The following is a 12,630-nucleotide window of genomic DNA, read 5'->3' as shown; positions in this document are numbered from 1 at the left end:
TTCAAGAAATAATAGGAAGAAGCCTACGTTTAAAACGCAGGCTGTGTTTTTATTTTGTTTCGCGGTGTAATGTCACTCTTTTTAATCTTGGGCAGTACTTCTTCAGTTCAATCCGTTCGGGGTTATTCCGTTTGTTTTTTGTTGTAATGTAATTACGATCCCCAGTTTCTGTACATGCTAATGTAATGTTTACGCGCATCTAAAATCTCTCCTAATAACATATAGTATTGTTTTGTAAATGTAAGACATATCATTGTGTTTTTTAGATAAATCAAATTCATTACGATTTATAAACTATAGAGCTCCTCAAACATTTTCACTTTGTAGCTTTGCAGTATACACTCTATATGGACGGTCTGTATAAATCGTAAATATTCTTATTTAAAACGCATAATGCCGGAAGTACATAAAAAAGGCAATATATTTAGTTTTGGTGAACACAAAAATTATATGTCTAATGGAGCTTCACTTTATGATAAAATATTCTCTTCCATCACTTCAAAAGGCGGAAGAGGATCCCTAAATGCAGACCAATCTTCTGCCATCTCTTTATCTGTTAACAAGCATTTGTCTAATGATTCTTCAATTTCAGTTCGATTCATGTCAATCCCAATCATAACAAGTTCTGTCATTCTATCACCATATACACTATCCCATTTTTTTAATAATTCAGGTTCTTCTTTTAACGTTTGCTGCTTTTCTTGTTCGGGATAGGCAGCAATCCATTCACCAGCACCTTGAATCATAATGGATGTACCTGCTTGTGAAAGTAAGCCAGTCATATCATTACGGGATGCAAGCCAAAAGAATCCCTTAGCTCGAACTACATCTATAGGCCAGTTCTCTAACCAGCTCATAAAGCGCTCGGGATGAAACGGCCGTCTTCTTCGATACACAAAAGAGGTAATCCCATATTCTTCTGTTTCTGGTGTATGTTCTTCATTTAATTCCTTAATCCAGCCGGCACTCTCACTAGCTTTCTCAAAGTCAAATAACTTTGTATTCATTACTTTATCTAATGGAACATGAGCATGTTTTGTTTCAATAATATGTGCATCTGGATTCAATTTTTGAAGTACTGCTTTTAACTCCAATACATCTTCCGTTTCGACCAAATCAATTTTGTTAAGTAAAATGACGTTAGCAAACTCTATCTGATCAATTAAAAGATCTACAACTTCTCTTCTATCATTTTCATCATCAGTTTGTTTCCGGTCGAGCAAACTTTCGCCTGAAGCAAAATCATTCCAGAAACGGTTAGCATCAACAACTGTTACCATCGTATCAAGTGTACATATCTTCGATAAATCAATACCCACAGTCTCATCTACATACGTAAATGTTTGAGCGACAGGAACAGGTTCACTAATTCCTGTTGACTCAATTACAATATAATCAATGTCACCTGACTTCACTAACTTTTCTACTTCAATAATTAAATCCTCCCTTAGCGTACAGCAAATGCATCCGTTCTGCATTTCTACTAGTTTTTCTTCTGTACGCGAAAATCCTCCTTGTTTGACCAGTGAAGCATCTACATTAATTTCACTCATATCATTAACAATAACAGCTACTCGTTTACCTTCACGATTTTTTAAAATATGGTTTAATAAAGTTGTTTTTCCTGAACCTAAATACCCGCTTAGAACAGTAACAGGAATCTTCTTTTTCATAAACAATCTCTCCTATCTAGATAATAAACAGTTATTATTACGATTTACACATTATACTGCTTACGATTCTTTTATCAGCTTCCCTAGCATCCACAATATTTATTGCTGCAGACCCTATTTCTCATTCTGCTAATACCCTCTGCGATAAATAACTTGGGAGCCATTAATGTTTAAATGTGAACAAGTCGACATTTCTGTGAAACACAGGCTGTATAAATTGAACTACAGATTCAAAGATGCCGTTTTCATAAGAAACGTCCAACCTTAATCGTAATCATTCATATTTAGAGTTAATAATGCGGGAAATACATCAAAAAGTCAATGCATAATTCTCTCTGAGTACGAGAATTATATAGATCCAAAGAGAGTATTAGTATGTTACTGTGTTTTCTTACAAAGATTATATTGGTTTTATAAAGGTTTTTCAGTTTAGTATACCTAAAGCCATGTATATCTGCTATAATTTAAATCGTAATGTTTACGTTTTATGTCAGAAAATTCGTATCTAGTTAGGAGGAAGTGCTATGAGAAAAATCCCCTCTTATGTTATTTCAGGATTTTTAGGAAGTGGAAAAACGACGTTATTACTTCGTGTTTTGGAATACTGTAAAGCTCAAAATATGAAACCGGCTGTTATATTAAACGAGCTAGGAAGTGTCAATGTTGAAAGTCATTTATTTCAAGATGAGAACGTGTTTGAACTGCTCGATGGCTGTATTTGCTGCTCGATTCAAGACGACTTAAAAGTGACATTAACAACTCTTTTAGAAACACATGTTCAAAGCCCTATTGATGTCCTGTTTATTGAAGGGACAGGCGTTGCCAATCCCTTAGAAATTGTCGAGGTAATTTCCAATCCATCCCTTGTGCATTTCTTCGAGATCCAATCGGTTATTAGCGTCATTGATGCAAGTTCATACTTAGAAGATCAAAGTATCTTTACACTCAAAACAGTCCGTGACTTGCTGAAAAATCAAATTAAGGGAGCTACATCGGTCGTACTTAATAAGGTGGATTTAGTGAATGAAAAACAATTGCAAAAAGTGGAAGCCAAACTCGCTAAGGTACTAGATACAGAGACACAAGTCGTTAACGCTTCGTATGGGAACGTAGATATAAGAGAATTACTACAAAAACAAGTAAAAGCTACCGTAATCTCCCATAAGCACCATACTTGTAGACATGATCACCATGAACACGAACATTCTCATGTGCACCATACCGGTATTAAAACCATTACAATTCAAGATGTTCCTTCTATATCGAGAAGAAAACTGAAAAAGTGGCTAAAGTCATTACCTGAGGGAATTATTCGTGGAAAAGGATACGTATCATTGCAAGATGAACGAGGAATCTACCCATTCCAATATAGTTCCAATCAAGTTCATATTAGTGACTTTCCTCAAAAACAGACTCTAGATCCTTGTATTGTCTTAATAGGAAAAGATATAGATATCACTCACATTCAAAATTCCTATACAGCTCAAATTTCTGTACAATAAGTGAACTTTTAGATTCATAGAAGGTGAAAAAGGTGATATCCCTTCCTCTCTAACGAGAAAGAACTATATAAGTATTGACGAATGAAATTAAAAAGTGATAGTATTCTCCTTATAAATCGTAATTATTATTATTTATATCGAGTTATATACTTGTAAAAAGGAGAATGAGTAAACTATGATGAAAAAATGGAAATATGGAGTGGTATTGGCTGCCTTTGTACTTTCCAGTGCGATTGTGGGATGTTCCAAACAAGAGGAACCACAAAGCAGCGAGAAGCAAGAAAAGTCTCTCAAGGTTGTTACAACGTTTTACCCTATGTACGACTTTACAAAAAATGTAGTTGGATCCAATGGGAAAGTAGATGTGTTAGTTCCTGTGGGGACAGAACCACACGATTTTGAGCCATCTCCAAAAGATATGGCCAAAATTGAAGATGCTGATGTATTTGTATATAATAGTGACGCTATGGAAACATGGGTACCTAAGGTACTAAAAAGTCTTGATAACAAAAAGATAAAAGTGGTAGAAGCAAGCGAGGGAATTTCGCTTATGGAAGGAACTGTTGCGGAAGAAGAAGACGAGCATGCTGATAAGGACCACGAACATCCGGTAGATCCTCATGTATGGTTAAGTCCAGTGTTAGCTCAAAAAGAAGTAGAAAATATTAAACAAGCAGTCATAGAAGCAGATCAAGATCATAAACAAGACTATGAAAAGAATGCAGACCAATATATTGCGCAGTTAAAAGAATTGGATAATCTATTTAGAACAACACTTGATAAAGCAAAACGTAAGGATTTCGTAACGCAGCATGCAGCATTTGGATACCTGGCAAAAGAATATGGCCTTACTCAGGTTCCAATTTCAGGTCTTTCTCCTGATCAAGAGCCAAGCCCAGCCAGACTAGCTGAACTGCAAAAGTATGTAAAAGATAACAATATCAAAGTTATTTACTTTGAGGAAGTTGCCTCTCCAAAAGTGGCAAAAGCTTTAGCTGATGAGACAGGAGCAAAAACAGTTGTATTAAGCCCAATTGAAGGAATTACGAAAGAAGAACAGGCAAAAGGACAAGACTATATTAGCTACATGAAGAAAAATTTAGATGCATTAAAGGAATCTCTTATGCAATAATAATGGTAGTGCGTTTTACATGATTGTAAAACGCACTTTTTCTGCTTACATCTGAAGAAAGGACAGGAATACTCACATGAAACTCATATCCATGGATCAAGTTCAATTTAAATATGGACATGAAACCATTTTGGAAGACATTTCTCTCGACATACATAATGGTGAGTTTGTTACACTGACTGGACCAAACGGAGCTGCAAAATCTACTTTGTTACGAATTATGTTAGGCTTATTAAAGCCTTGGAGAGGAACTGTAAGTATTAGTAAGAAAAATGAGAAAGGAGAAAAGCTTGTCGTTGGATACGTTCCCCAACAAGTCGCTTCCTTTAATGTAGGATTTCCAAGTACTGTTTTAGAATTGGTACAATCCGGGAGATTTCCTCGTGGAAAGTGGTTTCGTTCACTTTCTAAAAAAGATCATGAGCATGTCAAACAGGCGTTACTTGGAGTCGATATGTGGAAGTTTCGTAATAACAAAATTGGTGAACTATCCGGGGGACAAAAGCAGCGAATTTGTATCGCTCGTATCCTAGCTTCTGAACCAGATATTCTAGTGCTGGATGAGCCTACTACCGGTATGGATTTTGAAAGCCGCAATCATTTTTATCAATTGATGAGACACCATGTTACAGAACATGGGCGAACGGTCATCATGGTTACACATGATTTGGACGATGTAAAACAATATGCAGATCGAAATATTTATCTAGAAAGAAAGGAGAACACGCAATGGAGATGCTTCACTTTGGGTTCATGCAGCGAGCATTTTGGGCCGGTGGATTAATTGCTGTCATAGCCCCCATATTAGGGATGTTTTTGATTTTAAGACGCCAGTCTTTAATGGCAGATACCCTTTCACATATTTCATTAGCAGGGATAGCCCTTGGCCTAACGCTCCGTTCCAATGTCAATGTAGTTGCGATTATTGTTATTATTATTGGAGCAATGGGAATTGAATATATGAGAAATGCGTATCGTACATATTCGGAAGTATCCGTAGCTATCCTTATGGCAACAGGATTATCCTTTGCTCTCGTCCTGATGAGTTTAGATCAGGGCGGTATCTCAACGAACGTAGAACAATATTTGTTTGGCTCTATTATCACCATTAGCAAGGAACAGCTTCGTTTCTTAGTAATAGTTTGTATCTTGGTAGGAATCTGTTATCTAGTGTTTCAACGCCCTATGTATGTGCTGACATTTGATGAGGATACAGCCTTTACAAGCGGACTTTCTACAAAATGGCTGTCTTTGTCTTTTAGCGTATTAACAGGGCTAACCATTTCCGTTATGATGCCTATTATAGGAGCATTACTTGTGTCAGCGCTTATGGTACTGCCAGCAGCTATTGCGATGCGTATGGTAAAAGGGTTTAAAGCTGCTATTCTGTTTAGTATAGCAATAGGCGTCATTAGCATGTTTTTAGGACTTACGTCTTCGTACAAATTAGGGACACCCCCTGGGGCAACCATTACACTTGTCCTTGTATTATTTTTAATTTGTGGTCTGTGCATACAATGGATTTGGAAATATATTCGTTCTACGCGCGCGTAGAACAAATAAGGTTCCGTGTAACTATAAAAATAAGCTGATCCTAATCAAAGGATCAGCTTATTTTCTATTTATTGACTGTCAGTAACGCTACTGCATCATGTAAATGAATCGACTCCTCATTTCTGCATTCTACTGTAAAGGATGTTATCCATTCTATTTCATAAAGATCAGCCGCCACGAGACGCACCATATCCTCTACAAAACGGGGGTTTTCGTATGCCTGTTCCGTAACCATTTTCTCGTCCGGCCTCTTTAATATAGGATGAATACATGCACTTGCATTTGATTCGGCTGCATCTAATAAAGCCGTTTTCCAATCTTGCTCTTCATCATAATCATCTGACAGGCGAACGTTCATAGTGACATAGCCGCGCTGGTTATGCGCGCTATACTCACTAATTTCTTTAGAACACGGGCATAAAGTAGTGATTCCGCATATCAGAGTTACGTCGGTTGTAAATCCAGCCTCTTGGCTATATGAAATGCATATTCTGGCAGTTGCATGATTTAATCCAGTTAGGCCAGAAGACGGGCCTTTACGTTCATAAAACCAGGGAAACTCCACTTCTAGTTTTGCATCTGCTTGCTCCAATCTTTCTGAAAGCTCTTTCACAAAGTCGCGTAATATAGGAAGATCTAGCATGAATCCTTGTTGCCGATACTTCTCAAGCTGCTCCGTAAACCTGCTCATATTCGTTCCCTTATGATTATACGGAATACTAGAGGTTAAGGTAAAAGTAGCAACAGTCGTTTGTTGAGTTGGGGACAGCGCGCTATGTACGCTGACTGGCATTTTCACATTACTGACACCGACCTGGTTTAAAGAAAATAAGAAATTATTTTTCTTATTTTGCAAATCGGACATCTTATGTTTTTGTGTAGGTTTTGTCTTAGAGCCTGGAGTAACCGAACCGAAGAGAATATGACGTTCAGCTTTGGATGGTAGTTGAATATCCATAAATTCACCCTATCTATCTCTTTTTTACAATTTATACTGTCTCACATTTTTCTTTACTATATTTAAGAAAGCCTTTCTTATATATAAACGCTTGCATACAGTATATGAAGCAGTCCTATATACAAGCGTTACAATACCCATAAACCTCAAATCGGTGCTCAACAACTTGAAAGTCATCAAAAACTGTATCAATAAATGTCATAGGACACTGATCTAATATCTTTGTCTTTCCACAAGAAAGACAAACAAGATGGTGGTGGTGATGATGATGACAAACAAGCCGAAATGTGCTCCCCTTCTCACCAAATTCTCTTTTCTCAATTATACCTTTCTCTAATAAAAGAGCTAAAGTACGATAAATAGTGTCCCAACTTACATGCGGATACGTTTGCTGTACTTCCTTATACAGTGCTTTAGCAGAAATAAATTTATCTTGGTTGGCAACCAAGATTTCAATCATTGCTTTTCGTTTGTTAGTGAATTTATACCCTTCTTTTTTTAAATGTTTTAGAATGTTTTCTGCTAACATCACGTCTCTTTCTCCCCTTTTTCAACCTGTCCGAGTAAATATGTCTGAAGCCTTTTCATTTTTAATAATATGTATTATACCTGATATTTTAATTTTTGTAAAAAGTAATCATTCCTATTTTCAATAAATCTCCATAATTCTATTAGCATAAGTTATGCTATATACAGGAAAATCCTATATAAAAACGCAGAAACAACATATGTGATTTTCTCTCGTCCTCTTCTTAATCTTTGAATTTAGGAAACACGTGCGGTTTTTTAGAATAAGGAAAAGAAACTTTGTCTTTATTGCTGCATTAGAATGAAAGCAAGCTAATCTATTTTTAGATTAGCTTGCTTTACAAATTCACATAGCTTTTAATCCTTGCTGCATGTATTTGTTAGTACATAGACTGTCACCAGCTTGATTTCTTCACACCTGGTATTTGTCCTTTATATGCAAGCTCTCTAAATTTAATTCGAGACATTTTAAACTTTCGCAAGTTTCCTCTAGGTCTCCCGGTTATCTCACAGCGGTTGCGTAAGCGTGTGGGTGATGAATCCCGTGGTAATTTCCGTAATGCCTCGTAATCTCCTTTTTCTTTTAGCTCTTTTCTGAGCTCTGCATATTTTGCTACTATCTCTTGACGCTGTTTCTCTTTTGCAATTTTTGATTTTTTAGCCAATGAGATTCCATCCTTTCTGTTATAGTTTTTATACTCGAATGATATGGATTATTCGCACATCGTCTTATATAACAGCAATTTCCTAGGTATTCTTTAGGTGATGTCTTTCTCTATAAAGGTTTTATATCTCCTCATGAAACAGATTTCGATTGAGATTCCTCTGCAATGCAGTTCATAAATTGCTTTTGGAACCAATCACGGTCAAGTTTTTTTCCGATAAAAACAAGCTCGCTTATTTTATTCTCATTCTCTTCCCATTCTCGTTCTACATGACCTGCAAATAGCATATGGAGACCTTGGAATACCACTCGGCGTTTTTCTCCTGCTACGTGTAAAATGCCTTTATAGCGATACAAATCTGGGCCCATTTCTTGTACAAGATAACTCATCCATTGATCTAGTTTCCTTAAATCTAATGGCCTTTCTTCCCGTAATACAATAGATGAAACGGTGTCATCATGATGATGATGATGCCCCTCTGTGTCCAAAAGGTGAGGGTCTACTTGCAGCTTTACATCTACATCAAAAGTATCGATTTCAAGAATTTGTTTTAAATCAACTCTGCAGTTTTGTGTATGAATTACGGTTGCAGTAGCATTCATATTACGTAGACGCTGCTCTACAGCCTGCAATATACTAGAAGAAACCAAATCTGTTTTATTTAACAATAAGACGTCTGCAAATGCGACTTGCTCTTGCGCTTCATGATCCCGATCTAACTGATCACTAATATGTAAGGCATCAATTACAGTCACAATAGCATTCACATAGTAATGCTGCTGGATAGTTGGTTCTACTAGGAAGGTTTGAGCAACTGGACCTGGATCAGCTAAGCCCGTTGTTTCAATAACAATACGATCAAACGATACTTTTCCTTCTTTCTTTGCGCTATAAAGCTGTTTCAGTATACGAATTAAGTCCCCGCGGACCGTACAGCAAATACATCCGTTGTTCATCTCAAAAATTTCTTCGTCTGCACCTACTACAAGTTGATTATCAATACCTACTTCACCAAACTCATTCACAATGACTGCAATCTTTTGATTATGCTGCTCAGATAGAATATAATTTAATAAGGTTGTCTTACCAGCCCCTAAGAATCCTGTTAAGATTGTAACCGGAATTAATGATTGATTTGCCATCTTCCTCTACTCCATTCTATTCAAAGTTTTAAGCATTTTATCATACGCTTGCCACGGCATAAGTGCACAGTTATGTCTGGCTCTTAGTTTATGAACACCTTCTAGGGAAAGCCAATCTCCTAAATCTGAATCCGCTGCTTCTCCTGTTCGAATTAGTTTTTCGGCATGAATCCGCAGGCTTGCTGTATCTTCAAGAGACTTCCCTTTTATAAGTTCTGTCATCATAGAAGAAGAAGCCATACTAATACTACACCCCTCCCCTAGAAATGAAATGTCTTTAATCCTATCATTTTCAAGCCTCGTATATAGAGTCATGACGTCACCACAAGTAGGATTTTTATAATGAACCTTTATCACATCTTCTCCTTGCAGCTCATAGTAGTTTCGTCGGCGTTTATTATGATCTATAATAGTTTGCCGATATAAATCGTTAAGCATGATTTCTCTCCATTCCTAATTTGCTAACCTTTGCAGCTGCATCTGCCTTGAGTGTCCCTTTCACTGTGTTAGGCTCTGCCACGAAGTGTTCCCCATTATATTGATGAGTTAGCATATCTGTGTACACTTCATTCTCTACTAAACAGTCCACAAACTTTTTTACATCAGCTTGTTCCATATCCTTGTACCAAGCTCCCTGTGGATACACAACAACTACGCAAGCATCCTTGCAGCGTCCATTACATCGGGTGCGTGATGTATGAATGACATCATCTAAATTTCGTTCTGTTAACTCTGCACGGATACGCTGTGTAACCTCTTCTGCTCCCTTGCGCATACAGCTACTTCCATTACAAAGTAAGACATGCTGTTTCGTTTGAGAAAGATTCCATGTACTCATTAATAAGCATCTCCTTTAAAGCGTAATTGTTACGATTTACATCATACATTATTACTAGTAACAAAACTTATATTCATTTATACCTAAAATAAATCGTAATTATTACGATTTATTACTTATCATGCAACAAATATGTGTAACTGTCAACTTTTTATTCTGTTTAAATACAGTATCTTCCTATTCTTAGTGGATGAAGTGTATATTTCAGAAAAGTATCTAAAGATTTAACCTAGCTTGCACACGTTCAAATTGAGAACATATATACTCCATCTGTGCCAGCTCTTTTCTTATCTCATCCTTTTGCAGTTGTTCCCCAATAAAGACGAGCGTTTTTCGAAACTCCATAGGTTGCTTAATGTACTCAGGTATTCCATAAGCATACTGAAACAGATATACGTTTGGATCTTGATAAAACTGTATATATCCCTTGATACGATAAATCGTTGAAGGTAATGTAGAAAGCCAATTCTCAAATGCTTCCTTCTGCACCGCATAACGAAAATCATATACGAGGGTTTTGATGTGTAAATCATATTGCGAATGACATGTTTCGTGCTCTTGAACCGTAACATGTCTCGTGTTGTTAATAAGAAGCGCATCCATATCCCCTTTAGAATTCACAGTATGGATATAGGCATCTGAATTGATATGTAATATGCCTTCTATTACCTGTTGAGTTTCCTTTATATTGAGTTGCTCTGTTTTATTTAGGACTATTATGTTTCCGTATTTCACCTGTTCTACTAGTAACTTCTGCATTCGTAGGTTCATCCTTGCACGATCTTTCCAACGTAACGAATCTACTACAGTTATAATGTTCTTTACATACATTTTATGGACAAGCAAAGGAGATGTACAAGCCTCTAGAACTTCAATAGGGTGTGCTACTCCCGTACATTCAATATAAATGGCTTCCAAAGAATGTTCTTGGATAAAGGACAATAATTGAGTTTCTAATCTCCCTCTAATGCTACAACAGATACAACCATTTAACAGCTCACATAATGGTGTTCCGGTTGGAATCTCGTTGGAATCAATTGAGATTTCACCAACCTCATTCATAATAACTCCGATCTTCTTATTCTTTCGTTGCTCTTCTTGAATGAGTTGCTTTAATAAAGTTGTTTTTCCACTTCCCAGAAATCCAGAAAGTATATAAATAGGAATTTTTCTCATAGCTCTCCACCTTGTGCATACTTTCGTCAGTCTTTTAAAACGAAATAGTTCCGTTTTATATTATAACATTCTTTCTCTAAAATACATACTATCTGTCTTTCATGATGTCTAATCCAACATGCACAATTATAGATAGGTTGACAATTTATAAGCAATTGATATAATAAAATCACAGTAAAAATAAAACGTAATTATTACGTTTTATTTTTACCTCCAGACGTTGTGCCATTACAAATTTGTAATGGCATTTCTTTACTTTAGAAGTTAATGAACTATAAACGTTAATGAATCTATACAGTTTCATCACAACACTTTCAATATAATGATATAGGTTCAATAGCTAGTTTGATTATTAAAAAAACCTTACTGTCTCACTAATTGTCCGTAATCATGAAAATGACTGTGGGCATGAAATGGTTCCTCATGACGATCACATGGATTATTTAGTGAATGAAAGATTACATCATGTTCACAATAGTCATTGTGATGACCATTGTCCAGTCGAAATCATCACCATACAATAAACAAAAAGAGCCTAGGAGAAAAAGTTCCTAGGCTTCCATTCCTCTTTATATACATGTTGGATTCCAATATATTAAAGCTGCCTGAAACGGATAGACATACTCATATATCCCTTTCTTTTCTGATACATATTTATTAATAACCGCTTCCACTTCGTGGCCACTATACTGCGTATCTAAAATCTTTGTAGTATTGTCCCGAATCAATTCTTCATAGGAAGAGTAGCTCTTTTTGCTTTGCAGCTTGATTATTTTGCAATTTGCCATGATTCCGAGCTGATACAGTACATTCAGTATATGGATATAGTCCCTACGCCTCAGATCGATCTTATATCCCATTCGATGCAATTCCATGTAATGAGGCTTCTCCGGGCCTGTCGTCATTCCGGCAATCGCCAGACGAGTTGCCGAATCGTTCATTTTTCGTAAAGCCGTTCCAATATCATACATGCGGTAATAGCAATTGAATCCGAATACGACGTCATACTTTTCGGACACTCCCCAATCTTCCCACTTTCCGTACTCCAGTTTTATATTTTGAATAGTTTTTGTAGCGGCTTGCGATTCCAAGAACCGCAAAATGCTTTCCGAGCTGTCCACGCACGTCAGCTTTTGAACCTTCTCCGCGATAGCAAACGTATAGTTCCCCCATCCAGGTCCAATTTCCAATACATGATCGCCACTGTCAATCAACGAGAGAAGCTCCCATTGAACGACTTGTGCATATGGGTCAACCTTGTGCTGCTTCTTCTTTTCCACCATAGAAGCCCAAAACATCTCTTCGGCTCGATCATCCTTCATTCGCTTCGGTATGATTCCTTTATGGTCCCTCATAAGCTCTTTCCATAACTCAATATAATCATAGTCGATTTTTGTTTGTTCAATCACATTGTCCTCTCCTTTCAAATCCTATCCCAATGTATACTTATCTAACCGACTTG

At 36.7% G+C, this 12,630-nt stretch carries 14 protein-coding genes; 4 read left to right on the top strand and 10 right to left on the bottom strand.

The window, feature by feature from the left end; genetic code table 11:
• Positions 1-49: 49 nt before the first annotated feature.
• Positions 50-199, bottom strand: a complete 150-nt coding sequence (gene rpmG / locus AC6HZ4_RS08225) for a 50S ribosomal protein L33 (protein ID WP_066461706.1) — start codon at positions 197-199, stop codon at positions 50-52.
• A gap of 271 nt (positions 200-470) precedes the next feature.
• A complete protein-coding gene (locus AC6HZ4_RS08220; protein ID WP_497494497.1) occupies positions 471-1,673 on the bottom strand; it encodes a GTP-binding protein in 1,203 nt (400 codons plus the stop codon).
• 524 nt (positions 1,674-2,197) lie between these two features.
• Between AC6HZ4_RS08220 and AC6HZ4_RS08215 the strand changes: the two genes are divergently transcribed.
• The 4 genes from AC6HZ4_RS08215 to AC6HZ4_RS08200 all read left to right on the top strand — a co-directional run bounded on the left by AC6HZ4_RS08215 (position 2,198) and on the right by AC6HZ4_RS08200 (position 5,861).
• A complete protein-coding gene (locus AC6HZ4_RS08215) occupies positions 2,198-3,175 on the top strand; it encodes a CobW family GTP-binding protein (RefSeq protein WP_497494496.1) in 978 nt (325 codons plus the stop codon).
• A gap of 178 nt (positions 3,176-3,353) precedes the next feature.
• A complete protein-coding gene (locus AC6HZ4_RS08210) occupies positions 3,354-4,307 on the top strand; it encodes a metal ABC transporter substrate-binding protein (protein ID WP_497495645.1) in 954 nt (317 codons plus the stop codon).
• A 76-nt stretch (positions 4,308-4,383) separates the two neighbouring features.
• Positions 4,384-5,091: a metal ABC transporter ATP-binding protein gene (locus AC6HZ4_RS08205; RefSeq protein WP_497494495.1), complete on the top strand. Its 708-nt coding sequence runs from the start codon at positions 4,384-4,386 to the stop codon at positions 5,089-5,091.
• Entirely contained in the window at positions 5,037-5,861 is an 825-nt protein-coding gene (locus AC6HZ4_RS08200; RefSeq protein ID WP_497494494.1) for a metal ABC transporter permease, read from the top strand. The genes AC6HZ4_RS08205 and AC6HZ4_RS08200 overlap by 55 nt, the downstream gene beginning before the upstream one ends.
• Before the next feature lie 64 nt (positions 5,862-5,925).
• On the opposite strand, the gene folE2 is transcribed toward AC6HZ4_RS08200, so the two are convergent.
• The 8 genes from folE2 to AC6HZ4_RS08160 all read right to left on the bottom strand — a co-directional run bounded on the left by folE2 (position 5,926) and on the right by AC6HZ4_RS08160 (position 12,577).
• On the bottom strand, positions 5,926-6,819 hold the full coding sequence (folE2, locus tag AC6HZ4_RS08195; protein ID WP_497494492.1) for a GTP cyclohydrolase FolE2: 894 nt from the start codon (positions 6,817-6,819) through the stop codon (positions 5,926-5,928).
• 115 nt (positions 6,820-6,934) lie between these two features.
• On the bottom strand, positions 6,935-7,348 hold the full coding sequence (locus AC6HZ4_RS08190) for a Fur family transcriptional regulator (protein WP_497495644.1): 414 nt from the start codon (positions 7,346-7,348) through the stop codon (positions 6,935-6,937).
• Between the two features lie 394 nt (positions 7,349-7,742).
• Positions 7,743-8,012 carry a 30S ribosomal protein S14 gene (gene rpsN, locus AC6HZ4_RS08185; protein ID WP_497494491.1) on the bottom strand — a complete coding sequence of 90 codons (270 nt, stop codon included), beginning with the start codon at positions 8,010-8,012 and terminating at the stop codon, positions 7,743-7,745.
• A gap of 131 nt (positions 8,013-8,143) precedes the next feature.
• Complete coding sequence (locus AC6HZ4_RS08180; protein WP_497494490.1) at positions 8,144-9,154, bottom strand: CobW family GTP-binding protein; 1,011 nt, start codon at positions 9,152-9,154, stop codon at positions 8,144-8,146.
• A gap of 6 nt (positions 9,155-9,160) precedes the next feature.
• The gene (sufU, locus tag AC6HZ4_RS08175; RefSeq protein WP_497494489.1) at positions 9,161-9,592 is read right to left on the bottom strand and encodes a Fe-S cluster assembly sulfur transfer protein SufU; all 432 of its coding nucleotides are present in this window, start codon (positions 9,590-9,592) and stop codon (positions 9,161-9,163) included.
• Positions 9,585-9,992, bottom strand: coding sequence for a (2Fe-2S) ferredoxin domain-containing protein (locus AC6HZ4_RS08170; protein ID WP_497494488.1), 408 nt, complete (start codon positions 9,990-9,992; stop codon positions 9,585-9,587). Before AC6HZ4_RS08170 ends, sufU begins: the two co-directional genes overlap by 8 nt.
• A gap of 216 nt (positions 9,993-10,208) precedes the next feature.
• Complete coding sequence (locus AC6HZ4_RS08165; RefSeq protein ID WP_497494487.1) at positions 10,209-11,168, bottom strand: CobW family GTP-binding protein; 960 nt, start codon at positions 11,166-11,168, stop codon at positions 10,209-10,211.
• Positions 11,169-11,737: 569 nt separating this feature from the next.
• Positions 11,738-12,577, bottom strand: coding sequence for a class I SAM-dependent methyltransferase (locus tag AC6HZ4_RS08160; protein WP_497494486.1), 840 nt, complete (start codon positions 12,575-12,577; stop codon positions 11,738-11,740).
• Positions 12,578-12,630: the final 53 nt, after the last annotated feature.

The sequence above is a fragment of the Ectobacillus sp. OTK genome (assembly GCF_059698935.1).
The sequence above is the reverse complement of the archived record's forward strand: the minus strand, read 5'-3'. Positions and strand labels throughout refer to the sequence as shown.